The sequence below is a fragment of the Micromonospora thermarum genome (assembly GCF_012034245.1).
Lineage (GTDB): Bacteria > Actinomycetota > Actinomycetes > Mycobacteriales > Micromonosporaceae > Micromonospora > Micromonospora thermarum.
Window position 1 is genome coordinate 159,147 of the sequence record NZ_JAATEO010000002.1, and the last position, 24,890, is coordinate 184,036.

A 24,890-nucleotide genomic window follows, 5' to 3' on the forward strand; every position below is an offset into this window, starting at 1 on the left:
GATTCAGCCGGCGCGTCCTCAGCGGGACGCGTACGGGAACTCCTCGAAGTACGCCTCGACCCGCTCGGCAGTGGCCGGCCGGGCGAGGGCGAACCCCTGCCCGTACCGGCAACCGGCGCGCTGCGCGCCCGCCACCTGGTCCTCCGACTCCAGCTCCTCGACGACGATCTCCAGGCCGAGCCGGTCGCCGACGCTCACCACCACGTCGATCAGCGGCCCCGACGCGTCGGTCCCGCGGTTCACCAGCTCCGGGCCCACCTTCAGCAGGTCGATCGGGAGGCGGCGCAGCTGCGCGAGGGAGGCGTGCTCGGCGCGGAAGTCGTCCAGCGCGGTGCGGACGCCCAACGACCGCAACCCGGCCAACCGGGCCACCACCGTCGGCAGCTCCGCCGCCACCCTCGGCTCGGCCACCTCGACCACCAGCCGATCCGGCGCCAGCCCGTACGCGTCGAGCACCGCCGCCGTCCGGGGCACGAAGTCCGGCGCGGTCAGCTCCCAGACGGTCACGTTGATCGCCATCCACAGCTCACGACCGCTGTCGGTCCAGTTGGCCAGCTGCCGGCAGGCCCGGTCGAGGACCCAGCAGCCCAGCTCGCCCACCACGTCGAGATCCTCCGCCACCGGCAGCAGCTCGGCGGGCAGCACCGTGCCGAGCACCGGGCTGCGCCAGCGCAGCAGCGCCTCCGCGCCCACCGGCACCCGGTCGGCCAGCCCGAGGATCGGCTGGAAGACCAGGTCCAGCTCGCCCCGGGCGACCGCCCCGGGCAGTTCCCGCTCCAGATCCAGGCGGCGGACCAGCTGCTCCTCCAGGTACGCGTCGTACCACTCGACCCGGTCCCGGCCGAGCTGCACCGCCCGCCGGCGGGCCAGGTCCGCCTGGCGCAGCACGTCCTCCGGAGCGGTCCCGCCGGTCTCGGCCAGCCCGATGCTGACCTGGAGCCGCACCGCGGCACCGGGCACCTGGTAGGGCTGGGTGAGCGCGGCGACCAGCCGCGTCCCCAGCGCGTACGCGAGCATCGGCCCGACATCGGTCGCCACCGCCAGGCCCGTGTGGGTCACGTCGGCCACCAGGTCGCCCGGCCCGAGGACGGCCCGGACCCGGCGCACCACCTCGGCCGCCAGGTCCGGACCCGCGAGCTGCTCCGCCACGTCGACGCTCGGCGCGTGCAGGTCCACGACGAGCAGCGCACCGGACGGGGGCGGCACGTCCCGCAGCACGGCGAGCGCCCGCAGCAGCGCGGTCCGGTCCCCGGTCGGACCGGACCCGACCGCCCGGTCGGAGGGCGGGGCCGGCGGCACCGCCGACTCGTCCGCGGCGGCGCCACCCGGCCGGGCCGCGCCGCCCAGCGGCGCGGGGGCGCGTCCGCCGTCCGGCCGCCGGCGGGGCCGCAGCAGCTCCCGGAGGACCAGTGGCGGGACCACGGCGAGCGCGAGCAGCACGGCCGTCGGGTCGGGGGCCAGGCCGGAGCGGAGCCACCAGGCGGTGGCCGCCACCACGGCGACCGCCGGCACCACGACCCGCGGCCAGACGGCGGTCGACCGCGGCGGCGGGTCCAGCTCCGGGCGGAGCGCGCGCCGCGCGCCCGCCGCGGTCAGCAGCACCCCGCCCACCAGCGGGGGTACGGCCAGCAGCCCGGCCCGGTCGGGCAGGGTGCCGGCGGTCAGCGTGGCGAGCACGACCAGGCCGGTCAGCGTGAGCGCCGCCCCACCGCGGCACCGGGCCACACCGGAGCTGCGGTGCGGCCCGGTCAGCGCGGTGAGCGCGCACACCGACAGCACGCCGAGCGCCACCGCCGCCGCGAGGCGGGCCGGCGCGCCGACGCTGTCGCGCGGCAGGAGCAGCCATGCGGCGAGGGCCAGGCCGGCACCCGGCCCGGCCGCGTCGGCGGCACGGCGCAGCCGGACCCGGACCGGTGGCTGCGGTGGGTTGGCGAGCACGGCCAGGCCGGCCCCGAACAGCACGGCCACGACGGCCAGCCCGGTGACGGCGGCGGTGGTCCGCTGCGCGTCGTCGGCGAGCGGCAGGACGGCGGCAGTGAGTCCGGCGGCGACGACGGCCGCGTCGAGCAGGGCGGCGACCCGCCGCGGCCGGGCCGCCCGGCGCCGCGCGGCCGCCCGGGTGTCGCCGTCCCGGACGGCCGGACGGGGTGGGCCCGCGGCCAGCCGAGAAAGCCGGGTGCCGGCGAGCGCGCTGCCGGCGGCCGCGGTGAGTGCCACCACGCCCAGGGCGGGCAGCGGTCCGGCCGCAGCGGCGAGCAGGAGCAGGGTGACCATGACGAGGACGACGGCCTCCGGCAGGTCCGGTCGACCGGCCGGGGCGCGGAGCGGGTACGCGAGGGGCACGGCGATCGCCTTCGTGAGGGGGCACGGGGGCGGTGCGGCGGGGCGGGGCGGGGGGGGGGGGGGGGGGGGAAACAAAACCCCCCCCCCCCCCCGGGGAAACAACCCGGCCCCCCGCGGGGGGGCCCCCCCTCCCCCGCCCCGCCCCCCCTTCCCCCCCGGTTCCGGCCCGGGGGGCCCCCCCCCCCCCCCCCCCCGGCGGGGGGGGGGCTCCGGGGGGGGGGGGCGGGGGGGGGGGGGGGGGGGGGGGGGGGGGGGGGCGCCCCCCGCCCGCCAGTGGCGGGGGTGGGGCGCGATCCGGCCGCCCGAGGGGGAGCGGCCAGCGGGCCGCGCGCGGTCCGGTCGACCTGCGAGGCCGGCCGGTCACGCCGTCCGGCCCGTCCGAACACGGCGGCCGGGTGCACGGGGGCCTGAGCCGTCCGGGGGACGCCCCGGTCGCGACGGGGCCCGGCCGTTGGTGGGGGAACGGCCGGTGGTGACCGGGGACGCCCGATCCGGCCGCTCGTGGGGGAGCGGCCGGGCGGGCCGGCCGGCCCGGGGGGTGTCGGCCGGCCCGCACCGGGTACGCGCGCGCCATGACCTGCCCGGCCCGGCGGCCCGCCGCCCGACCCAGACCCCGACCCGCCGTCCGCCCGCGTCCCGCCCGGCCCGGGGACAGCCGCCGCACCGGCCGGGACGGCCGCAGGTGACCGGGGCCGCCCACCGCTTCCCGTTCCGCTTCGACCGGCGGTTCCGCCCGGCGCTGGCGGCGCTCGGGGTCCGGCCGGCGACCGCCTGGGTGCACGTGGACGACGACGAACTGGCCGTGCGGTTCGGCCCGTGGCGGCTGCGGACCGCCCGGCGGAACGTGATCGACGCCGAGCGGGGTGGGCCGTACCGCTGGTGGCGGGTGATCGGGCCGCACCTGTCGTTCGCCGACACCGGTGTCACCTTCGGCAGCAGCACCGTCGACGGTGTCTGCGTACGCTTCGCCGAGCCGGTGCCCGGCCTGCTGCCGGCGGGTTGGCCGCGGCACCCGGGGATGACCGTGACGGTGACCGATCCCGACGCGCTGATCCGGCTGCTCGCCAGCGCCTGATTGCCCCGCCGGGCTCCCTGGCGGCGGCCGATCGCCCGATTTCCGCCTGTCTCGATAATATGAAGGCGAATGGGTGATTCGTTCATCTACGTGGCAACCTGCCCGTTTTCTGCCCGTACCGTGACGTCTGGCAACGGCCGTCCGGTCGATGCCCCGCCGCCCGGATCCGAGCGGCCGTGTCAGGCACGAGGGAGAGGCAGGAAAGCTCGATGTCCAGGTATCACGACAGCCGCCGACCATCGCGGGCCCGGCGGCGGTCCCGAAGGCTCCTCGCCGGTGGGCTGGTGGCGGGCAGCCTCGTCGCCGGCGCGGCGGGTTTCGTCGGCATGGCGGGCCCGGCCGCGGCCCGTGACCTGCCGTATGCCGGTGAGAACGCGTCGACCGTCCGGGACGAGCGCGCCCACGAGGAGGACGGCCGCGACGGATCACGCCGCGAGCGCGAGTCCGGGCGCGACAGGGTCGACCAGAACGGGGTCGGTCGGGACGAGGGCGGCCGGGACGAGCGGGGCGCGGGGGAGGGTATCGGCCCCGGCCGCAAGGCCGTCTCCGTCCCGTGCGACACCCGGAAGCTGATCCTCGCGCTGGTGCGGGTCAACGCCGAGGGCGGGGGTGCTCTGCGGCTCGCCCCGAAGTGCACGTACACCCTCACCGGGGCGTTCCAGCAGCCCGACGACTACGACGGCGGCATCCGTGACGCGCGGGAGGCGGCGGACACGGCGGAGAACCCGGGTGACGCCGAGGCGCCGCGGCGCAACCCGGCCGACGACAAGGCGGGGCTGCCGGTGATCTACCACCCGGTCACCATCGAGGGGGCGGGCGCGACGATCGAACGCGCCACGCAGGCCGAGGTGTTCCGGTTCTTCACCGTCCGCGACGGCGGCGAGCTGACGCTGCGCGACGTCGAGCTGGTCAACGGGCGGTCCGCCGCCGAGGGCGGCGCGGTCCACGTCGTACACGGAGCGTCCGCGATCATCGAGCGGGTCACGGTGGTGCGCAGCAGGTCCTTCTCAAAGGAGGGGGGCGGTGGCGCCCTGTTCAACGACGGCAACATGGTGGTGCGGGACAGCACGTTCATCGACAACCACGCGGCCGGCGCCGCGGGCAAGGGCGGGGGCCTGCTCAACGGTGGCGTGCTGACCGTGCACTCGTCGACCTTCAACGGCAACAGCGCCGTGGCGTACGGCGGCGGGCTCGGCAACTACCGCGGGGCGGCGGAGGTGCGCACGAGCACGTTCGCGCACAACACCGCGGGGCAGGGCGGCGGCCTGGCGAGCTTCTCGGCCCGTACCCGGGTCGCCGACTCGAAGGTCGTCGGCAACAGCGCGCAGACCGGCGGCGGGATCGCGAACTCCGACGCGCTGATCTACCTGCGCGGCCTGGAGGTCCGGGACAACACCGCCACCGGCAACGGCGGTGGAATCTCCACCTTCCAGGGGCTGGTGCCGCTCGACGACAGCGTGGTGGCGGGCAACACCGCCCACGGCCACGGCGGCGGTATCCACGCCGTGAAGTCGAACCTGCTGGTGCGGGACAGCGCGGTGAAGCGGAACCACGCGGTCGAGGCGAAATCGACGGGTGGCGGCATCTCGGTGAGCATGGGCCGGGTCGCCCTCTACCGCAGCACCGTCGTCGACAACCGGTCGCGGGTGCCGGCCGGCGGCATCCACGCCGACAAGGCCCAGGCCAAGGTCGACGAGGAGAGCGTGATCTCGGGCAACAACCCCACCAACTGCGTGGGGAGCAAGGTCTCGGTCGCCCACTGCTTCCGGTAGGCAGGGTCGGGGATTCGCGCCGGGGACGGGCCGCCGTCTCCCGGCGCGAACCCGTGTCCGGCCCGCGCCGCCGGCGTGCCCGGCGGTGCGGGTGTACGGCGCCGGCGCGGCGCCGGTCAAGCCAGGGCGCGCAGACGCCCGGCGAGGTCCGTGGCGAAGAAGTCCAGGAAGCCGTCCGGGTCGGGGCCGGAGTTCTGGAGCACGATGTGGTCGTACCCGGCCTCGACGTAGCGGCGTACGGCCTCCACGTGCACCGCCGGGTCGGGTCCGATCGCGAAGAGCTCCCGTACGTGGTGCTCCTCGACGTGGGCGCTGGCCGCGTCGAAGTTCACCGGATTGGGCAGCTCGCTCATCACCTTCCAGCCGGTGACCATCCACCGGCTCGTCTCCAGGACCGCCTGCACCGCGGTCTTCTCGTCGGGTGCCCAGGCCATCGGCACCTCGGCGTAGCGGGGGCCGCTGCCACCGGCCGCCCGGTAGTGCTCCACGACGGAGCTCTTCGGCTCGGTGACGAAGAGGCCGTCGCCGAGTTCCGCGGCCATCGTGGCCGACTCCGCGCCACTGGCCGCCACCGCGATCGGCGGCGGCGTCTCCGGGAGGTCGAAGAGGCGGGCGTCCTCCAGCCGGAGGTGGCGTCCGTCGTACGACTGCCATCCGCCCCGGAACAGCAGCCGGATGATCTCCAGGGCTTCGCGGGGCCGCTCGTGCCGCCCGCGTACGCTCGGGAAGCCCTGGCCCACGACGTGCTCGTTGAGGCGCTCCCCGGCGCCGACGCCGAGCGTGAACCGCCCGTCGGAGACGAGCGCCAGCGTCGCGGCGGCCTGCGCGACGATCGCCGGGTGGTAGCGGACGGTGGGGCGGGTGACCCCGGTGGCCAGGCCGAGGGTGCTGGTCTTCGCGGCGTTCGCGGCGAGCACGCTCCACGCGAACGAGGAGTGCCCCTGCGTCTCCAGCCACGGGTGGAAGTGGTCGCTCATCTCGACGAAGTCGAAACCCGCCTGCTCCGCCCGGACCGCCTGGCGGATCATCTCCTGCGGCCCGTACCCCTCGGCGGCCAGCTTGTAGCCGATCTGCATGCCCGGCCCTCTCCGCCCCACCCACCGGCAAACATGGCCAGCCTCCTAGGACGCCCTACGCGGTGTGGGCGGCGCACGGCATCGCGCGGCCACCACCTCCGATCACGCCGGTTCAGCTTGCGGCCACCGGTCCAACTCACGGACCGCCGGACGTCAGGAGCGGCGAACGAGGAGGTACGAGCGCTGGCTGGCGTGCTCGACGCCGGGGTGTGGTGCGCGGTCGAGGCGGGCGGTGAGGTGGAGCCCGGCTGCGGCGAGGGCGGCCACCTCGGCCGCCGCGTCGAGGAAGTGGAAGGTCAACGCGACCCGCTCACCCCACCAGTCGGTGAGCGTGCGGCTTCCGCCGGCGGGGATGTCGGCGTCGCTGGTGTGGAACGCGACCAGCGCGGCACCCCCGGGGCGCAGGACGCGGGCGAACTCGGCGTAGGCGGCCGCCCGCCCGGACCGGTCCAGGTGGATCACCGCGTACAGGGACACCAGGCCGTCGACCGACGCGGAGCGGAGCGGCAGGGCGGTCATGTCGGCGACCGCGTACGGCAGTCCGGTGTCGCGGCGCGCGAGGGCGCACATCGCCGGGGAGAGGTCCAGGCCGGCGCACTCGGCGCCGCGGTCGGCCAGGTACGCCGCCACGTGCCCGGGACCGCAGCCGACGTCGACGACGACACCACCGGCGGTCGTCTCGGCCAGCGCGTCGAGCAGCCCGCGGTCCAACGGCTTGCCGCGCAGTTCGTCGCCCACCTCGGCGGCGTACCGGTCGGCCACCACGTCGTAGCTGTTCCGGATCGACGCGGAACACGGATCGGTCATCCGTCGATGATCGCGCGTCCCGCTCGCGTCGTGTCGTTGCGCCGGGACACGGAGCGGCCCGCGCCGGATCGGCGCGGGCCCGGTGGCTCGGTGTCCTACTTGGACGGTTCGGGCAGCTCGCAGTCGACCTTCGGGTTGGCGCCGATGTAGTTCAGCGGCCCCGCCACGATGGTCACCAGGATGGTCCCGGCCTCGGCGCAGTTGGTGTCGTCACCTGAGTAGTAGCCGCGCTGACCGGCGGCGATCGCGCCGATGAGCAGCCAGATGACGACCAGGACTCCGAATATCGACGTACCACGCATCGTGGGCCTCCGAAGGGGGTGTGGTGGATTTCGAGGTGGAGCCCTTGTACCCAATCGGGTTGCGCGGCTAACGGTGCCGCCGATCGGTCGGTGGTCGTCCGGTGCGGTCGACCCACCGGAGGCAGGTGCACGGGTGCCGTAGCGGCGCCGGTTGCTATCGGATCGACGACCGAGAGGGGCATCCGGCACACCGACCGGCGTAGAACGTGCTAGGCGGTGTTTCGACGCCCCAGCCCGGCCGCGCCGGCCCTGCGCGTCGCCGCGTCCCGTGCCGGGGCGTCGAACAACCGCCGAACGGCACGGCGCTGGAGGACTTATGGACGTGTGGACACCGCACCTGCACCTCGACCGCCCGGGGGACGTCGCCGCCGCGGCCCGGGCGGTGGCCGGTGGTGCCGTCGTCGCGGCCGCGTTCGGGAACTTCTACGCCCTGGTCACGCGCCCCGACGCGGCCACGGTCCGCCGGGCGAACGTCGTCAAGGGACGCCCGGCGCAGCAGGTCGGCAGCATCACCGCGCCCGCCGACGGCATCGTGGCCCTGTTCGACTGGTCGCGGTTGCCGTACCGCCTGCCGGCGGGCCGTGTCCGGCAGTTGATGGACGCGCTGTGGGGCGCGGGGCCGTTCGGCTTCCGCGGTCCGGCCGCCGACCGGCTGCCCGCCCACCTGACGTCTGACGACCGGGGCGTACGCACGGTGCAGGTGATCGCGCCGGGCGCCCGGTGCCCGTCGAACGCGTTCCTGCGGCGGGCGGTCGCCGAGGCCGGCACCGATCACCTGCATGTCACCTCGGCCAACCGCTCCCGGCACCGTCCGGGCGCGGGCGACGAGCCGGCCCACTGGAAGGCGACGGGCATCGCCGCCGACTTCGCGCACGCGGCCGACCTGGTGGTGCTCGCCCACCCGGACGAGGCGGCGGCGCGGGCCGCGTACCCCCGGCACCTGCCGACCTCGGTGACCGTGCTGTCGTTCCACGCGCCCGAGGGTGACCCGGAGGAGCCCCCGGTGCTCCTCGTCGAGCGGCACGGCTCGCTGCACGTCGACGACGTGCGCCGGGCCGCCGCGCCGCTCGGGCTCCAGGTCCGGCTCGCCGCCACGGCCGGCCGCCGGTTGGGGGTGCGGGGGTACGCCGCGGCGCTGGTGTGACGTCAGTGCGGCGGGGCGGGAGCCTCGGGCGGGCGCCCGTAACTGCGCCGCAGGTCGGCGATCGCCACGCCGGCGAGGACCAGCATGGCCGCCGTCGCGGCGAACAGGGTCGGCAGGAACAGTACCGCCGGCGCGACGGTGAGCAGGGCCAGCAGCCCGCCCGGGCGGGACAGCGACACGCGGCTGAACACCTCGTACTCGAAGATCGAGCGGCCGGCCAGGAACAGCGCCGGCCCGCCGAGGAGGACGGCCGCCCAGGCCGGCGGTGTGCGGCCCTCCGGCTCGTGCAGGATCAGGTCGAAGCCGGCGGCGGTGGTCACCACCCCGGCGACCATGAGCAGGTGCGTGTACGGGGCGGTGTGGAGGAACTTGTTCGGTTCCCGCGACGTGGCGATCGCGAGCGGGAGCAGTTCGCCGGACTTGTGCACGTAGATCCGCCAGAACAGCAGCGTGGTGGCGAACGCCACCCCGAACGCGGCGATGTTCTCGACCTCGTGGCGCTCCAGGCTGAACATGGTGCCGATGGTCAGGATGGCGTCGCCGAGCGCGATGATGAAGAACTGCTGGTAGCGCTCGGCGAGGTGCTCGGCGGTCACGTTGCGCTGGGTGCTGGGGACCGCGCCGAGCCCCGGCACCGGGTAGGCGAGCCGGAAGCCCAGGTAGTCGATGGCGAGCGCGAAGACCCACAGGAACAGGCGGCCGTCGCCGGAGACGAAGGCGCCCCCGATCCACGGCACCGCCGAGACGGCGAACCAGATGAAGATGCGGGCGGCCCGCTTCTGGGTCTGCCGGTCGTGGCGGACTGCCGGCATGAGGAACAGGCCCCGGCCCAGGTGGATGGCGACGTACGTGCCGGCGAAGACGAGCCCGCGGGCGCCGAACGCCTCCGGGATGGCGGTGGTCATCAGCAGCGCGCCGAACATGACCGCCGCGATCAGCAGTTTGATCTCGGAGCGTTCGGGGTCGTACATGTCGGTGACCAGCGTGGTGATGGCCCAGGTCCACCAGACGGCGGCCAGGATGACCAGCGCCTGGCCGGCCGCGTGCCAGTCGAGATCCTTGACGAGGCTGCGTGAGATGAGGGCGAGCGCGACCACGTAGACGAGGTCGAAGAACAGCTCCAGCAGCGTCACCCGGCGGGGTGACTCGTCGTGCCGTAAGGGCGGGCCGCCCCGGCGCGGGGCCGGCCCCGGCGAGGCGGACTGCACGGCTGCTCCTGCGGTACCGGGATCGGCGCGGCCGGCCGGCCGCCTTCGTCCGACGGTAGCGAGAGCTGTGTCGGTGCATGCGCCGTACAGGCGAAATGCCCGGCGGTCCCGTCGGGGACCGCCGGGCACCGGCGTCGGTCAGGCGTCCTCGCCGTCGCCGGCGGGGAGGACGCTCGCCGCGTCCGGTGCGCCCGCCAGGACCCGCGCCTGCTGCGGCCAGGTCGCGAGGCTCGGCGCGGCCCGCAGGCCGGCGGCGCGGATGGTCTCCCGCAGTGCCGCCTCGTCCAGGGCGGCCAGCTGCTCGTACGTCCGGATGCCGGCCGCGTTCAGGGCGGCGGCCATCTTCGGCCCGATTCCCTGGATGCGCCGGAAGTCGTCGGCGGCCTTCGCGTCGGCCTTCGGCCGGACCGGCGGGGTGGCCACCGGACCGCGTGCCGTCGGCACGGGCGTCGCCGCAGCCGGTTCGGGGGTGACCTCGGCCGGCTGCTCCGCGACCGGCTCCCGGGGCGCGGCCGTCTCGGCGACGGCCTCCGCGTCGACCGTCGCGGCCTCGGCGGCCTCCGCGTCGACCGTCGCGGCCTCGGCGGCCTCCGCGCGGACCGGCTCGGCGTCGTCGCGGGTGTGGACCTCCGCCTCGGGGGCCGGGCGTGGGGCGACGACCGCCACGTCCGCCGCAGCGGTGGCCGCCGGCGGGGTGTCGTCGGTGGCCGGCGCGGCGTGGTCGGGTGCCGGCACCGGGTCACCCGTCAGTGCCATGTCGGCATGGTCGACCGGGTCCGCGACCGCGGTGGCCACCGGGGCCGGCGCGGGCTCGTCGTCGGCGCGTCCGTCGGGCGCCACGTCGACGATGGGATCGGCGACCGCCGTGGGAGCGGGGTCCACCGTCGCGTCCGGACGTGCGGTGTCGGTGGTGGCGGTGGGCGCGGGCTCGTGCACGACGGCGGTCGTGGCGGTGGTCGGCTCACCATCCACGGTGGACGCGGCCGGCGCGGCCCCCCGCCGCCTGAAGACGGCCCACCCGGCGGCGACGCCCACCGCCAGAGCCACGACAAGTATCAGCCAGTCCGACCACGCCACGGCAGACCTCCCTATCGGTTCGCGAGTCAGTCGACAAAAACCCGCCGCAGCTTGCCACATGCGCCGGCCGGTACGACAGCACGCCTCCACGGCTGGCCCCGCAGGTGGGACGGGTTGTACCCGGGGTGCCCGTGACACGACGGACCGTTGCCGTGCGGGGGCTCGCGCACGCGTGCGGACCCCGGTACGCGACCGGGGTCCGCACGCGACGCGGCGTCAGTCCTCCTCGCCCCGATAGGTGTAGAAGTCGTCGACGAACCGGCGGGCCAGCCGGGGCACCCGGCTGGTGACGCCGAAGTAGCCCCGCGCCCCGAGCAGGGCGAGCCGCCCGACGACCGGCTTGTACATGCGGTCGTCGCCGCTGGTGCCGCTGCGGTTCAGGGAGTCGGCCACCCGCGCGAACCCGTACGGCACCATGACCGCCTCGTAGTCGGCGACCGCCTGCACCAGCGTCTTCTCGCCCGCGGCGGCGAGCCGAAGCTGCCGGCACAGCCCCGCGGCGTCCCGCAGGGCGGTGTTCGCGCCGACCCCGCGACCGGGTGTCATGGTGTGGATGGCGTCGCCGAGCAGGGTGACGGTGCTGCTCTTCCACGGTGGCACCGGCTCACTGGTGGCCACCTTGATCGGTAGGGCGCTGCCCGGGTCGGCGTGGGCCAGCAGGTGCCGCAGGTGCGGGTGCCAGTTGCGGGTGAGGTGCAGGGCGAGCCCGATCAGCTCCTCGCCGCGGCGGTGCATGACGTCGGACGGGAACCGCCGGGCGGTGCTCCAGATGACCAGGTTCACGTTGTCCCGGGTGTTGTCGTGGGCCCGTCCGGGCCAGGCTTCGAGCAGCGCCGCGTCGGCCGGGTCGAGGCCGGGCTTCAGCGTGCCGTCGCGGTCCCACGGGAACTCCATGACGTGCAGGACCCCCATCATTCCGCCGGTGCCGAAGATGAGGGAGATGCCCTTCTCGACGCGCTCGGGCAGCAGCGCCCGCACCTCCTCGGTCAGCGGGATCCGGGTGGCGATGTTGATGGTGCCCGCGTCCCGGGTGACGGCGTGCGGCAGGTACTGGCGGCGCACCGCCGAGTGGGTGCCGTCCGCCGCGACCAGCAGGTCGCCGTCGGCGTTGCTGCCGTCGGCGAAGTACGCGGTGACGGTGCCGTCGTCGCGCTGCTCGTACCGGGTGAGGGCCTTGTCGAAGTGCACCACGTCCTCCAGGCCGGTGAGTAGGACCTGGCGCAGCGTCATCCGGGCGACGGACCGTTCGGTGTTCACCGGGTCGGTGTCCGGCCGCAGCGGGAACGAGGCGGTCTGCCGCATCCGCTGGGTGATGACGTTGAAGTAGCGGGGGGAGCGCGCGCAGGTCGCGAGGTAGGTGCGGAACAGCTCCGGCGGGAGGCACTCCCGCAGCGCCCGGCTGCCGGTCGGCCCGATGCCCACCCGGTAGCCGAGCAGTCCCTCGCCGCGGGTGCGGTACCGCTCGTGGACGGACACGCTGATCCCCGCACGGCGCAACCCCTGCGCCAGGCACAGCCCGCCGGTGCCGGCCCCGATGACCAGGACGTGTGGTCCGCTGGCGGACACGACACGCGTCCCGGGTCAGCCGGCCACGCGGGGCGCGGCGGCGTCCGCGGCGTCCCAGCGGTAGAAGCAGCCGGCGATGGCGTCGCGGGGTGAGCGCCAGGTCGGCAGGTACGGGGTGGTGTGCGCGGAGAGCCGCTCGTTGACCTGCCGGTAGAGCGGGTGGTTGCGGGCGCCGGCGAGGGCGTCCGGGTCGACGTCCGCGGTCTCCATCAGGTGGACGCACAGGTCGTGCAGGCAGTACAGGGACCGGTGCGTCACCCCGGTGAGGCCCGGCAGTTCGGTGGCGTCGGACTCGGCGAAGATCTGCGCCACGCGGCCCTCCGCGCCCGGGATGATCCTGCTGACGATGACTAGACGGCTCATGGGACTCCTTCCGCCGGTGGTGCCCGGGCCGGTGGGCCGGGTGGTGCGGTCCACGCTGCCCGGGCGGCTGTCACCTGCCCGTCACGCCGGCTCCCGGCCCGGTGACGCGGGTCAGCGGGCGCGGGGCGTCGCCCGCTCGGCCGCCGGCCGGCGTACCGGGGTGTCGCGGCTGGCCTGCCGGATGGGCCCCAGTGTCTCGTCGAGCAGGGCGGTCATCGTGGCGGACGGCTCCAGGCGCAGCTCCCGCCGCAGCAGGTCCCGGTAGACGTAGAACGCGTGCACCGCTTCGAACGCGTTGCCCTCGGCGAGGTGGATGCGGACCACCAGACGGTGCGGTGTCTCCCGCAGCGGCTCGGCGGCCATCGCCTCCAGCGCCGCTTCGAGGGCCTCGCCGTGCCGGCCGGCGGCGAGGTAGTGGTCGGCCAGCCCCTCCAGCATGTGCAGCCGCAGCTGCCGCAGCCGTTCGCGTTCGGCCAGCACCCAGTCGTCGTACCAGCCGGGCAGCAGGTCGTGGCGGCCGGCGGCGAGCGCCGCGGCGGTGCACGGGTCGTCGCCGTCGCGGACCCGGGCGGCGGTGCCGACGAGCGCGTCGACGTCGACCCGGACCACCGGTCCGAGCCGTACGGTGTCGCCGCTGGTGGTCAGCGGGCAGCAGGGGTCCTGCCGTAGCCGCCACAGGGCCGTGCGCAGGGAGGACAGCGCGCGCTCCTCGGGGGCGTCCGGCCACAGCAGCCCGGCCAGGTGGCTGCGGGTCGCACCGGGGCGCAGGCCCACCAGCGCGAGGACGCGTTGCAGGCCGCGCGGCACCACCACCGGGGTGTCGCCGTGCAGCAGCCGGAACCCGCCCAGCAGGTGCAGCCGGATGGGCGCCCCCGCGCGGTCCCCGGCGGTCGGCATGGACGGATCGACGGCCACGGCGTACCCCCTGCGGAACGCTCGTCGGAGAAACCTCGACTGGTGTCCCGGCGCGGCTGCCCATACCCCGGTGTCGGGTCCCTGTGCCGCGGCACGGCGTCGCGCGTCACGGCCGCCGGGCTGACCGTGACGAAGATTATCAATCACGGTCACTCTGAGTCAACGTGTCGGTCGGGGTGTCGACAGCCGCGAAACCCCTTCTGAACTGCGCATAGTCGCCTCCGTCCGACTGTGTCTCCACAGCGGATGCACAGCTAGCGTCAACGCATCGTCACCAAAAAGCCGGGTTCGGCGTCGGACGGTGACGCGGTGGTGACGCCGACGGGGCCAGGGTGTCGCCAGTCGTCCGGCTCGGTCGGCGTCCGGCGCCACCGGCGTCCGGCGCCGTGGGGGGAGGCCCATCCATGGACCGTTCGTTGATCGTCGCGAAGGTCGACCCGACCGCCGAGGCGCGCGTCGCGGAGATCTTCGCCGAGTCCGACGCGACCGAGCTGCCCCGCCTGGCCGGGGTCCGGCACCGGTCGCTGTACCGGCTGCACGACCTGTACGTGCACCTGCTGGAGACGGACCTGCCGGGGGAGGGCGCGGTCGCGGCGGTCCGGGGCCACCCGGAGTTCGCCCGGGTGAGCGACCGGCTGCGCCCGTACGTCTCGCCGTACCTGCCGACGTGGCGGGAACCGCGCGACGCGATGGCCCGCTGCTTCTACCGGTTCGACGCCCCCGGGGCGGGGTCGTGACCGCCACGGCACCCCGCGACGAGCAGCTCTGGTCGCGCTGCGCCGGCTGCGCCAGCCTGCTCTACCGCAAGCGACTGCGGCGCAACCTGGACGTCTGCCCCGAGTGCGGCACGCACGCCCGGCTCGACGCACCCGCACGACTGGCGCAGCTGGTCGATCCCGGGTCGTTCACCGCCCTGCCGGACCGTGCCGCCGCGGTGGACCCGATCGGCTTCGTCGACGTCCTGCCGTACCCGCGCCGCCTCACCGCCGCGCGGGCCGGTACCGGGCTGGCCGAGGCCGTCGTCTGCGGCACCGCCCACATCGGCGGGCACCCGTGCGCCCTCGCGGTGATGGACTTCCGGTTCCTCGGCGGCAGCCTGGGCTGCGCGGTCGGCGAGCTGATCACCCGGACCGCCGAACGGGCCCTCGCCGAGCGGGTTCCCCTGGTCCTCGTCACCGCCTCCGGCGGTGCGCGGATGCAGGAGGGCGTCCTGTCGCTGATGCAGATGGCCACCGTCAGCCAGGCCGTCGCCGCGCTGCGGGAGGCCGGCGTGCCGAGCGTCAGCGTCCTCACCGACCCGACGTACGGCGGGGTGGCCGCCTCCTTCGCCACCAACACCGACGTGGTCATCGCCGAGAGCGGCGCCCGGATGGGCTTCGCCGGCCCCCGGGTGATCCGCCAGGTCACCGGCCGGGAGCTGCCCGACGGCTTCCAGACCGCCGAGTTCCTGCTGCGGCACGGCCAGGTGGACATGGTGGTGCCCCGGCACGCCCTGCGCGGCCGGCTCGCGGCGCTGCTCGCCACCGCCGGCGGGCGCCGGGGCGCACGTCGCGGCGTACCCCGGCAGGAGCGCCCGCCGGTCGACGCGACACCGGCCGGCGGGCCCGGCGTGCCCCGCGGCGGCGAGCGGGACGCCTGGGAGACGGTCCGGCTGGCGCGGCATCCGGGACGGCCGACCACCCTGGACTACCTGGAGTCGGCGTTCGACGGCTTCGTCGAGCTGCACGGCGACCGGCTGGCCGCGGACTGCCCGGCGATCGTCGGCGGCCTCGCCGAGCTCGCCGGACGGCCGGTCATGGTGATCGGGCACCAGAAGGGGCACACCACGGCCGAGCTGATGGCCCGCAACTTCGGGATGGCCAGCCCGGCCGGGCACCGGAAGGCGCTGCGGTTGATGCGGCTCGCCGCCCGGTGGGGCCTGCCGGTGGTCACCCTCGTCGACACCCCGGGCGCCGACCCGGGGGTGGGCGCCGAGGAGCAGGGCCAGGCGGCGGCGATCGCGGAGAACATCCTCACCCTCACCACGCTCCCCACGCCCGTCGTCGCCGTCATCACCGGCGAGGGCGGCAGCGGCGGCGCCCTGGCCCTGGCGGTCGCCGACCGGGTGCTGATGCTGGAGCACGCCGTCTACTCGGTGATCAGCCCCGAGGGGTGCGCCGCGATCCTCTGGCCGGACCGGTCCGCGGCTCCGCAGGCCGCCCGGGCGTTGCGGCTGACCAGTGCGGACCTGCGCCGCCTCGGCGTGGTCGACGCCCTGGTGGCCGAGCCGGCACCCGCCGCGCACCAGGATCCGGCGGCGGCCGTGCGGGCGGTGCGGGAGGCGGTGCTGGCGCATCTGCTGCCGCTGCTCGACGTGCCCACCGCGACCCTGGTCCGCCGGCGCCGGCAGCGATTCCGTCGCTTCGGCGCGGCGCGCCTCGGCACCCGGGTGGGTGCCCGGTGACCGCCGGGACGGCGCCGGTCGGCGTACCGGCGGTGAACGGCGGCGCGGGCGACGGACCCGCCGGTGCCGGCCGACCCCCTGGCACCGGGGTCCCGGCCGGCACCGGCGCCCCCGCCGCCGGCACGGCCCCGGCCGGCGCCACGGCCCCCGGCGGCACCGGCGTCGCGGCGCCGGCCACCGTCCCGCCGGCGCGGGGCGGGACCGGCACCCCGGACGCGGCTGGCGTGGTCGACCCGGCCCCGGCCGACGCGGTGGCCGGGCTGCGCCGGCACGCGCGGGAGCTCGTGGCCGACCTGGACGGGCCGGTACGGCGGATCCTGCTGCGCAGGGGCGACACGGTGCTGGAGGTGGAGTGGCACCCGCCGGCGGAGAGCGTCCAGCCGCTCCCGGCGACCCCGGTCGAGGTGCCGGCCATCGCCCCGCCGGCATCCCCACCGCCAGCCGCCGGGCCGGCCCGGCACGCGGTGCGCTCGCCGATCGTCGGCACCTTCTACCGGGCGCCGGAGCCCGGCGCGGCGCCGTTCGTCGCGGTCGGCGACCGGGTCCACCCGGGCCAGGTCGTCGGCATCGTCGAGGCGATGAAGCTCATGAACGAGGTGACCGCCGACCGGGCCGGACGGGTGGCCGAGATCCTCGCCGACGACGGCCAACCGGTCGAGTACGACCAGCCGCTGCTCGCGCTGGACCCGGCCTGAGGTGGTGGGGCGATGTTCGGGAAGGTCCTCATCGCCAACCGGGGCGAGATCGCCCTGCGGGTGCTGCGCGCCTGCCGAGAACTGGGAATCCGGACCGCGGTCGTCTACTCCACGGCGGACGCCGACTCGGCCGCGGTACGCCTCGCCGACGAGGCCGTCCTCATCGGACCGGCGGCGAGCCGGCGCAGCTACCTCAACGCGGCCGCGATCGTCGAGGCCGCCCGCCTGGTCGGCGCGCAGGCCGTGCATCCCGGCTACGGGTTCCTCTCCGAGGACGCCGACTTCGCCGAGATCTGCGCCGACAACGGGCTGACGTTCGTCGGCCCGCCCCCGCACGTGATGTCCGTGCTGGCCGACAAGTCGTCGGCGCGGGCGCTGATGCGGCGGGCCGGGCTGCCCCTGCCGGCGGGCAGCGTCGCGCCGGTGCCGACCGCCGCCGACGCCGCCCGGGTGGCCGCCGAGGTCGGCTACCCGGTGATCGTCAAGGCGGCCGCCGGCGGGGGCGGGCGCGGGATGACGGTCGTGCACACCCCCGCCGACCTGCCCCGGGCGTACGCGCGGACCCGCGCCGCCGCCCAGGTCGCGTTCGGCGACGACCGGGTGTACGTCGAGCGCTACCTCACCGGCGCCCGGCACGTGGAGGTGCAGGTGCTCTGCGACGCCCACGGCAACGGGGTGCACCTGGGCACCCGCGACTGCTCGGTGCAGCGCCGCCACCAGAAACTGGTCGAAGAGGCCCCGGCGCCGGCGCTGTCGGCCGGCACCCTGGACGCGATCGCCGACTGCGCCCTGCGCGGCGCGCTGGAGGTCGGCTTCACCGGCGCCGGCACCCTGGAGTTCCTCATCGACGCGGAGGAACGCTTCCACTTCCTGGAGATCAACTGCCGGATCCAGGTCGAGCACCCGGTCACCGAGATGATCACCGGCATCGACCTGGTGCACGAGCAGCTGCACGTGGCCGCCGGCGTCCCGCTGCGCTGGCGGCAGGAGGACATCCGCCCGCACGGCGTCGCGATCGAGTGCCGGGTCAACGCCGAGGACCCGGACCGGGACTTCGCGCCGACCCCCGGCCGGCTGGAGCGCTTCGTACCGCCCGGCGGGCCGTTCACGCGGGTCGACACCCACGGGCGCCCCGGCTACCTGATCGGCCCCCACTACGACTCGCTGCTGGCGAAGGTGGCCGTCTGGGCGCCCGACCGGGAACTTGCCCTGAACCGGCTGGAACGCGCGCTCGACGAGTTCGACGTCGCCGGCCCCGGAGTCCGCACCACCATCCCGTTCGTCCGCCGCGTGCTCGACGACGCCGGCTTCCGCAAGGGGCGCTACTGCACCGGCCTGGTCGACCAGTTGCTCGCCGTCCCGCCCGTCGCACCGAGGAGGAACCCATGACCGTCACCCACGGCCGCCCGCTCGCCGCCGACATCACCGACATCCTGGTGACGCACTGCGGGCTCGACGCCGAGGCCGCCGCCCGCGCCCCGGCCGCCTCCCTGGAGGAGCTGGGCATGGACTCGCTCGCCCTGCTCGAACTGTCCGCCGTGGTGGCGGACCGCTGGCAGGTGCGGATCCCCGAGCAGACCGGCCAGCTCAGCATCGCCGCCGTGGCGGAGCTGGTCGCGCGGCGCGCCGAGCCGCCCGGCCACACCGAGAACAGCATTGTCATCGCCGCGCCGCTGCCGCTGGTCTGGGACGTCACCAACGACGTCGCCGGCTGGCCACGGCTGTTCACCGAGTACGCGCTTGCCGAGATCCTGCACCGCGACGGGGACACCGTGCGGTTCCGGCTCACCATGCACCCCGACGAGAACGGCATCGCGTGGAGCTGGGTCAGCGAACGCACCGCCGACCGGGCCGGCCGGGAGGTGCGGGCACACCGGGTCGAGCCGGGCCCGTTCGAGTACATGCGGATCCACTGGCGCTACACCGAGGAGCCGGGCGGCACCCGGATGACGTGGGTGCAGGACTTCGCCATGAAGTCCACCGCGCCGGTGGGCAACGCCGAGATGACCGACCGGATCAACGCCAACAGCGCGGTGCAGCTCGCGGTCATCAAGGAGAAGATCGAGCGGCTGGCGGGGGGCCACGATGAGTGAGCAGATCCAGGGACTGGTCTCCGCCGCCGACGTGGCCGCCGACACCCGCCGCGGCGGCGAGCTGCGGGTGCTGCTCGGCCCGCGCACCGTCGGCAGCACCTCCGGCTTCATGGGCGTCGCCACGCTGCGGCCCGGGGACCGCATCGCCGAGCACTACCACCCCTACAGCGAGGAGTTCCTGTACGTGGCGCGCGGCGCCATCACCGTCGACCTCGACGACGAACCGGTGGCCCTGGCCGCCGGCGAGGCGTTGTTCGTCCCGGTCAACGTCCGGCACCGGCTGCGCAACACCGGCACCGAGGACGCCGAGGTCGTCTTCCACCTGGGCCCCCTCGCACCCCGCCCCGAACTCGGTCACGTCGACACCGAGCTGGTCGCGCAGCGGGGTGGGTCGTGAGCGCGAGGACGCGCGTTCCGGGTCGGCTCGCGTGGGACGCGGTCGAGCCGGAATGCGCGCTTGAGCCGGGGTTGCGAGCCCCGCGGTCGCGAATTGAGGTGACGTCGTGACCGGGCGCCGGTCGGTGGTGACCGGTGTCGGGGTGGTCGCCCCCGGCGGCGCCAGCCGGGACCGGTTCTGGAAGGCGATCACCGAGGGGCGTACCGCGACCCGGCGGATCACGTTCTTCGACCCGTCGCCGTTCCGCTCCCAGATCGCCGCCGAGTGCGACTTCGACCCGGTGGCCGCCGGCCTCACCGACGCCGAGCGCCGCCGCGCCGACCGGTACGTGCAGTTCGCGCTCGCCTGCGCCGCCGAGGCCGTCGCCGACGCGGGCCTCGACCTGACCGACGCCCAGCGCGACCGCGCCGGCGTCGTGCTCGGCACCGCCGTCGGCGGCACGATGGCGCTGGAACAGGAGTACGTCGCGGTCAGCGACGGCGGCCGGCGCTGGCTGGTCGACGCCGCGCGCGGCGGCCCGTACCTCTACCAGGCGCTGGTGCCGAGCAGCCTCGCCGCCGACGTGGCCTGCCGGTACGGCCTGCACGGCCCGGCCCAGGTGGTCTCCACCGGGTGCACGTCCGGCATCGACGCCATCGGGTACGCCCACCAGCTCATCACCGACGGCGAGGCCGACGTGGTGCTCGCGGGCGCCGCCGACTCACCCATCTCCCCGGTCACCGTCGCCTCCTTCGACGCGATCCAGGCGACCAGCCCGGACAACGACGACCCGGCGCACGCCTCCCGCCCGTTCGACGCCGACCGGCACGGCTTCGTCCTCGCCGAGGGCGCCGCGGTGCTGGTGCTGGAGGAGGCGGAGCACGCCCGGCGGCGCGGCGCGCACGTCTACTGCGAGGTGGCCGGGTACGCCAGCCGCAGCAACGGCTACCACATGACCGGCCTGCGTCCGGACGGATTGGAGATGGGGCTCGCCATCGCCGACGCCCTGAAGCAGGGCCGGATCCGCCCGGACCAGGTGTCCTACATCAGCGCGCACGGCTCCGGCACGCGGCAGAACGACCGGCACGAGACCGCCGCGTTCAAGCGGGCGCTCGGCGAGGCCGCGTACCGGGTGCCGGTCAGCTCGATCAAGTCGATGGTCGGGCACTCGCTCGGCGCGATCGGCTCGATCGAAATGGCCGCCTGCGCGCTCGCGATCGAGTTCGGCGTGGTGCCGCCGACGGCGAACTGGACCACCCGCGACCCGGAGTGCGACCTGGACTACGTCCCCAACGAGGCCCGCGAGCTGCCGGTCGACGTGGCGCTGTCGGTGGGCAGCGGATTCGGCGGCTTCCAGTCGGCCATGGTGTTCCGTCGGCTGCCGGCGGTGACGCCGTGACCGGCGCGCGCCGGTACGCCGCCCGCCCACGCGGGGCGGTGCCGCGGTGACCGCGCGGGCGGTGGTCACCGGGATCGGCGTGGTCGCGCCCAGCGGCATCGGCGCCGACGCGCACTGGCGGACGGTGGTCGCCCGCACCCGCCGCACCGGCCCGATCACGCTGTTCGACCCGACCGGCTACCCGACCCGGTACGGCGGGGAGGTGCCCGGGTTCGACGCCGCCGCGTACGCCGACAACCGTCGGCTCGTCCAGACCGACCGGTGGACCCACCTGGGGTTCGCGGCGACCCGGCTCGCCCTGGCCGACGCCGGGCTGCCCGACCGGGCCCCCGACCCGTACGGCTACGCGGTCACCCTGGCCAGCTCCTCGGGCGGGAACCTGTTCGGGCAGCGGGAGCTGCAACGGCTGTGGGGCGGGCCGACCCGCACGGTCGGGGCGTACCAGTCGATCGCCTGGTTCTACGCGGCCAGCGTCGGCCAGCTCTCCATCCACCACCAGTTCAAGGGGCCGTGCGGCGTGCTGGTCGCCGAGACGGCGGGCGGGCTGGACAGCCTGGCGCACGCTGCCCGGGCGGTCCGCCGGGGCACCCCGGTGGTGATCGCCGGCGCGACCGAGTGCCCGCTCAGCCCGTACGCCCTCGCCTGCCAGCTGGCCTCCGGGATGCTGAGCGACGTCGCGGACCCGGAGCGGGCCTACCGGCCGTTCGACGCCGCGGCGAGCGGCTACCTGCCGGCCGAGGGCGGCGCGGTCTTCGTGGTGGAGGAGCTGGGGCACGCGCTGGCGCGCGGCGCCCGCGTCTACGGCGAGGTGAGCGGGTGGGCCGCCACCCACGACGCCGTCCACACCGGACCGGACAGCGCCGGCGACCCCGCGCAGTACGCCCGGGCGATGCGACTGGCCCTGGACCGGGCGGGCGTCGGTGCCGACGCGGTGGACGTGGTGCTGCCCGACGCGCTCGGCGTCCCCCGGTACGACCGCAGCGAGGCGGCCGCCCTGCGCGCCGTCTTCGCCGACCGGCCGCCCCCGGTCACCACCGCCAAGCCGCTGACCGGGCGGGCCCACCAGGGCGGGGCGGCGCTGGACGTGGCGACCGCGCTGCTCGCGTTCGCCCACGACACGCTGCCGCCGTCCGCCGGGCCGGACGACGTGGCGCCGGGCTGCGAGCTGGACTTCCTGCGGGCGCGCCGGCGACCCCGCAGCCGGGTCGCGCTGGTCTGCGCGCGCGGCTTCGACGGATTCAACAGTGCGCTGGTCCTGCGTGGAGCCGCGCCGACGGAGGGGAACGGCGCTGGTCCTGTTGGCGCGCCGACGGAGGGGGACGCATGAGCGAGCGGAGCGGGCGCGGCGCGGGGGAGTCTCGTGGCGGCGCCGACCGGACGGAGGCGGCGGCATGAGCGAGAACGGCGAGCGGCGGGCGCGGGTGGTGTTCCTGGTGCGGGTGCCGGAGGAGCGGACGGCGGCGTTCCTCGCCGCGTACGAGGCGGTGCGGCACCTGGTCGCCGACGGCGTGCCCGGGCACCTGGTCGACCAGGTCTGCCGCTCGTCGACCGACCCTGAGCAGTGGCTGATCACCAGCGAATGGGCGAGCCTCGCGGACTTCGAGGCATGGGAACGCAGCCCGGAGCACCGCGACCTGGTGCGCCCAATGCGGGAGTGCTTCACCGACGCCCGCTCCGTGCGCTTCCACATCCACGCCCAAACCCCAACCCTGACCCCCGCCTGACCCCACACCACACCACGCCCCCCGCCCCGCCCCCGCCCGCCCGCCGCTCTCCGCGATCTTGCAGTTCCTGCCCCGGCGAATGCCGTAAATGGCGTGAAGCAGGGGCCGAAAGTGCAAGATCGCGGAGAGCGGCGTGTTGCTGGGCCGGCCGGGGGGTCGGCGCTCCCGGGGCGCCATCGGCCGTTCGGGTGGCTGGGGGTGCCGTACGCACGAGGTGTCATCCGTTGGTTACGCTGTGCGGGCGTACGCGCCCGATCCTGCCCCGCGAAGCGGCTGTCGGCAATCCGGCCGGCCGCCCTTTCTGATCTAGCCATTTGCATCTAGCAATGGATCTGAGGCCTGCCGTAGGGTCTGCCGCAGCACCCCGACGATCGCTTCTTATGGGCAGAGATGCCCTATTTTGTGCTGGGCGGTGAACGGCAGTGAGCGTGGACCCCTCGACCGAAGATCCTAAGGCGACAGACCCCGGATGGGTCGACGACCTTTTGTTCGCCGGTCGGCCGACCGACGTTTGTCTCCGTCTGCCCGGCCCCGTCGACCGGGGCACGCTGCACCGGCTCGTCACCGAGGCGCAGGGCCGCCTCGCCGATGCGGGGCTGCGTCCCGGCGGTGCCGCCGCGCTGCGGATGCCGCCGTCGCTGGCGTACGTGGTGAACCTGCTCGCCACCTGGCGCAGCGGGGCCCAGGCGATCCTGCTCGACCACCGCCTCACCGACCACGAGGTGGGCCGCGCGCTGGAGCGGCTGACCCCGCAGGTGGTCGTGGCGCCGGTCCGCACCGGCGGCGGCGGGCTGCGCGTCTTCGTCGACGTCACCGAGGGCGTCACCCCGTACGCCGACCGGCCGGCGGTCAGCGGCCACGCGGTGATCCAGCTCAGCTCCGGCTCCACCGGTCCGTCCAAGGTGATCGGCCGCACCGCCGCCGACCTGGTCGCCGAGGTGCACCGGTACACCCGCATCGACGGGGTGGCGCTGCCCGGCGAGCGGATCATCCTGCTCCCGTCGATGGTCCACGTGCTCGGGCTCGTCGGTGGCCTGCTCTACGGGCTGCACGCGGGCGTCGAGCTGGTCCCGCCGGAGCGGCTCAGCGGCGACGCGGTGCTCGCCGCGATCGCCGCCGGCGACACCCCGGCCACCGTGCTGGGCGTGCCGTTCCACATCGGACTGGTCGCCTCCACCCGGCCGGACCGCCCGCTGCCGCAGTTCAAGCGGATGACCACCGGCGGAGAGCTGGTGCCGGCGGCCGTGGCCCGCGCCTTCACCGACCGGTTCGGCGTCCCGCTGGGCAACATGTACGGGATGACCGAGGTCGGCGTCATCGGCACCGACCTGTACGGGCGGTACCGGCCGTCGATCGCCCCGGCTCCGGCATCGAGGTGCGCGAGGTGACCGGCGAGCTGTGGGTGAGCTGCCCCGCCTCACCGTACGTCGGGCTCACCGACCCCACCCGCTGGTCCGACGGGTGGCTGCACACCCGCGACGCCGGCACCGTCGACGCCGACACCGGCCTGGTCACCGTGCGCGGCCGGCTCGACTCGCAGGTCTCCGTCGGCGGCATGAAGGTCGACCTGACCGAGGTGGAGGCCACCGTCGCCGACCTGCCCGGTGTCGCCGCCGCCGTGGTGGTCTGGGACGACGGCATCACCGCGTACGTGCAACCGGACGGGCCGCTGTCGGAGGAGGTGCTGGACAAGCTGCTCGCCGAGCGGCTGGCCGGCTACAAGCGCCCGCGCACCCTGCGCCTGCTCGATCAGCTGCCGCGCACCACGACGGGCAAGCTGGTCCGGTCGACGGACGCGCTGCGGACGGCGGCGACGCCGTGACCGGCCCGCTGCACCGCCTCGACGACCTGCCCGTCCCGCCCGACCGTCTCCTCGACGACGACCTCCACCGGGCCCGCCGTGCCGGCGACCGCGACCGCCAGCACCAGGTCCCCGCCGGTACATGGATGACCGACCCGGACGGCGGGGCTTCCCGGCACCGGTCGCAGCAGTGGTCCCGCACCGTCGGGCACGGGTACCCGCCGGCGCAGGCCACCGTCGCGCAGCCCGACGCCGAGCGCCTTCCCGACGGCCTCCTTCGCGGTCCACAACCGCAGGAAGTCCCGCTCCCGTCCGGACGGTGGCCGGCCGGCGAGCCAGGCCGCCTCGGCCGGGTCGTACCAGCGGCCGGCGAGGCCCAGCGCGGGCAGCGGCCGGCACCGCTCGACGTCCACGCCGACCGGCCCACCCGCCCGTACGGCGACCACGATGATGCCGCCGGTGCGGCTCACGCTGGCCGGCACCTCGGCCGGCCCGGGGGCGGCGTCCACGTCGGACGCGAAACGGACCAGCGGGCCCCCGCCCGGCCGGTGACCCACCACGAACTCCGCATCGGGGCGGCCGAGCAGCGCGGCGGCGGCCCGCCGCAGCGGCCTCCCGGCGGCGGCCGGCCGACCGCCGGCGTCCCCGCCGATCCACACGTACACGGTGTCCCGACCGGGCACCGGTAACTGGCTCACGGAGAGAGGTTAA

Annotated in this window: 22 protein-coding genes and 1 pseudogene; 13 read left to right on the plus strand and 10 right to left on the minus strand. The window is 75.6% G+C overall.

Features of this window, described 5'->3' with window-relative positions:
• Positions 1-18 precede the first annotated feature (18 nt).
• A complete protein-coding gene (locus tag HCJ94_RS02510) occupies positions 19-2,343 on the minus strand; it encodes an EAL domain-containing protein (RefSeq protein WP_309227115.1) in 2,325 nt (774 codons plus the stop codon).
• A gap of 469 nt (positions 2,344-2,812) precedes the next feature.
• Between HCJ94_RS02510 and HCJ94_RS29855 the strand changes: the two genes are divergently transcribed.
• Together HCJ94_RS29855 and HCJ94_RS02520 are read left to right on the plus strand one after the other, a co-directional pair.
• Positions 2,813-3,418 (plus strand): hypothetical protein, encoded by a 606-nt coding sequence (locus HCJ94_RS29855; protein ID WP_240943813.1) that lies wholly within the window; start codon positions 2,813-2,815, stop codon positions 3,416-3,418.
• Positions 3,419-3,627: 209 nt separating this feature from the next.
• Positions 3,628-5,190 (plus strand): right-handed parallel beta-helix repeat-containing protein, encoded by a 1,563-nt coding sequence (locus tag HCJ94_RS02520; RefSeq protein WP_167999307.1) that lies wholly within the window; start codon positions 3,628-3,630, stop codon positions 5,188-5,190.
• Positions 5,191-5,306: 116 nt separating this feature from the next.
• Here the strand turns inward: HCJ94_RS02520 and HCJ94_RS02525 are convergent, their stop codons facing one another.
• The 3 genes from HCJ94_RS02525 to HCJ94_RS02535 form a co-directional block, all read right to left on the minus strand.
• Entirely contained in the window at positions 5,307-6,266 is a 960-nt protein-coding gene (locus tag HCJ94_RS02525; RefSeq protein ID WP_167999308.1) for a TIGR03557 family F420-dependent LLM class oxidoreductase, read from the minus strand.
• Between the two features lie 153 nt (positions 6,267-6,419).
• Positions 6,420-7,073: a class I SAM-dependent methyltransferase gene (locus HCJ94_RS02530; RefSeq protein ID WP_167999309.1), complete on the minus strand. Its 654-nt coding sequence runs from the start codon at positions 7,071-7,073 to the stop codon at positions 6,420-6,422.
• A gap of 95 nt (positions 7,074-7,168) precedes the next feature.
• Positions 7,169-7,375, minus strand: coding sequence for a hypothetical protein (locus HCJ94_RS02535; protein WP_167999310.1), 207 nt, complete (start codon positions 7,373-7,375; stop codon positions 7,169-7,171).
• Positions 7,376-7,691: 316 nt separating this feature from the next.
• On the opposite strand from HCJ94_RS02535, the gene HCJ94_RS02540 reads away from it, so the two are divergent.
• The gene (locus HCJ94_RS02540) at positions 7,692-8,519 is read left to right on the plus strand and encodes a hypothetical protein (RefSeq protein ID WP_167999311.1); all 828 of its coding nucleotides are present in this window, start codon (positions 7,692-7,694) and stop codon (positions 8,517-8,519) included.
• A gap of 2 nt (positions 8,520-8,521) precedes the next feature.
• Here HCJ94_RS02540 and HCJ94_RS02545 read toward each other — a convergent pair whose 3' ends face one another.
• The 5 genes from HCJ94_RS02545 to HCJ94_RS02565 all read right to left on the minus strand — a co-directional run bounded on the left by HCJ94_RS02545 (position 8,522) and on the right by HCJ94_RS02565 (position 13,648).
• Positions 8,522-9,727 (minus strand): low temperature requirement protein A, encoded by a 1,206-nt coding sequence (locus HCJ94_RS02545; RefSeq protein WP_167999312.1) that lies wholly within the window; start codon positions 9,725-9,727, stop codon positions 8,522-8,524.
• Between the two features lie 138 nt (positions 9,728-9,865).
• A complete protein-coding gene (locus HCJ94_RS02550; protein ID WP_167999313.1) occupies positions 9,866-10,804 on the minus strand; it encodes a helix-hairpin-helix domain-containing protein in 939 nt (312 codons plus the stop codon).
• A gap of 216 nt (positions 10,805-11,020) precedes the next feature.
• Positions 11,021-12,370, minus strand: coding sequence for an FAD-dependent oxidoreductase (locus tag HCJ94_RS02555; protein ID WP_167999314.1), 1,350 nt, complete (start codon positions 12,368-12,370; stop codon positions 11,021-11,023).
• Between the two features lie 15 nt (positions 12,371-12,385).
• The gene (locus HCJ94_RS02560; RefSeq protein ID WP_167999315.1) at positions 12,386-12,733 is read right to left on the minus strand and encodes a TcmI family type II polyketide cyclase; all 348 of its coding nucleotides are present in this window, start codon (positions 12,731-12,733) and stop codon (positions 12,386-12,388) included.
• Between the two features lie 111 nt (positions 12,734-12,844).
• A complete protein-coding gene (locus HCJ94_RS02565) occupies positions 12,845-13,648 on the minus strand; it encodes an AfsR/SARP family transcriptional regulator (RefSeq protein ID WP_167999316.1) in 804 nt (267 codons plus the stop codon).
• A gap of 404 nt (positions 13,649-14,052) precedes the next feature.
• On the opposite strand from HCJ94_RS02565, the gene HCJ94_RS02570 reads away from it, so the two are divergent.
• The 10 genes and pseudogenes from HCJ94_RS02570 to HCJ94_RS02615 all read left to right on the plus strand — a co-directional run bounded on the left by HCJ94_RS02570 (position 14,053) and on the right by HCJ94_RS02615 (position 24,200).
• A complete protein-coding gene (locus tag HCJ94_RS02570) occupies positions 14,053-14,385 on the plus strand; it encodes a TcmI family type II polyketide cyclase (RefSeq protein WP_167999317.1) in 333 nt (110 codons plus the stop codon).
• Positions 14,382-16,091: an acetyl-CoA carboxylase carboxyltransferase subunit alpha gene (locus HCJ94_RS02575; protein WP_167999318.1), complete on the plus strand. Its 1,710-nt coding sequence runs from the start codon at positions 14,382-14,384 to the stop codon at positions 16,089-16,091. Before HCJ94_RS02570 ends, HCJ94_RS02575 begins: the two co-directional genes overlap by 4 nt.
• A 32-nt stretch (positions 16,092-16,123) precedes the next feature.
• Positions 16,124-16,786, plus strand: coding sequence for an acetyl-CoA carboxylase biotin carboxyl carrier protein (gene accB, locus HCJ94_RS29500; RefSeq protein ID WP_373684181.1), 663 nt, complete (start codon positions 16,124-16,126; stop codon positions 16,784-16,786).
• Between the two features lie 12 nt (positions 16,787-16,798).
• Positions 16,799-18,175, plus strand: coding sequence for an acetyl-CoA carboxylase biotin carboxylase subunit (locus HCJ94_RS02585; protein ID WP_167999320.1), 1,377 nt, complete (start codon positions 16,799-16,801; stop codon positions 18,173-18,175).
• Positions 18,172-18,879, plus strand: coding sequence for an SRPBCC family protein (locus tag HCJ94_RS02590; RefSeq protein WP_167999321.1), 708 nt, complete (start codon positions 18,172-18,174; stop codon positions 18,877-18,879). The genes HCJ94_RS02585 and HCJ94_RS02590 overlap by 4 nt, the downstream gene beginning before the upstream one ends.
• On the plus strand, positions 18,872-19,276 hold the full coding sequence (locus HCJ94_RS02595) for a cupin domain-containing protein (RefSeq protein WP_167999322.1): 405 nt from the start codon (positions 18,872-18,874) through the stop codon (positions 19,274-19,276). The genes HCJ94_RS02590 and HCJ94_RS02595 overlap by 8 nt, the downstream gene beginning before the upstream one ends.
• Positions 19,277-19,382: 106 nt before the next feature.
• Positions 19,383-20,654, plus strand: a complete 1,272-nt coding sequence (locus HCJ94_RS02600; protein ID WP_167999323.1) for a beta-ketoacyl-[acyl-carrier-protein] synthase family protein — start codon at positions 19,383-19,385, stop codon at positions 20,652-20,654.
• 46 nt (positions 20,655-20,700) lie between these two features.
• Entirely contained in the window at positions 20,701-21,981 is a 1,281-nt protein-coding gene (locus HCJ94_RS02605) for a beta-ketoacyl synthase N-terminal-like domain-containing protein (RefSeq protein ID WP_167999324.1), read from the plus strand.
• 64 nt (positions 21,982-22,045) lie between these two features.
• Positions 22,046-22,378, plus strand: a complete 333-nt coding sequence (locus HCJ94_RS02610; RefSeq protein ID WP_167999325.1) for an antibiotic biosynthesis monooxygenase family protein — start codon at positions 22,046-22,048, stop codon at positions 22,376-22,378.
• A gap of 422 nt (positions 22,379-22,800) precedes the next feature.
• Positions 22,801-24,200, plus strand: a pseudogene (locus tag HCJ94_RS02615) (class I adenylate-forming enzyme family protein).
• Here the strand turns inward: HCJ94_RS02615 and HCJ94_RS02620 are convergent.
• Positions 24,128-24,877 carry a 4'-phosphopantetheinyl transferase family protein gene (locus HCJ94_RS02620; protein WP_167999326.1) on the minus strand — a complete coding sequence of 250 codons (750 nt, stop codon included), beginning with the start codon at positions 24,875-24,877 and terminating at the stop codon, positions 24,128-24,130. The pseudogene HCJ94_RS02615 and the gene HCJ94_RS02620 sit on opposite strands and share 73 nt — an antisense overlap.
• Between the last annotated feature and the right edge of the window lie 13 nt (positions 24,878-24,890).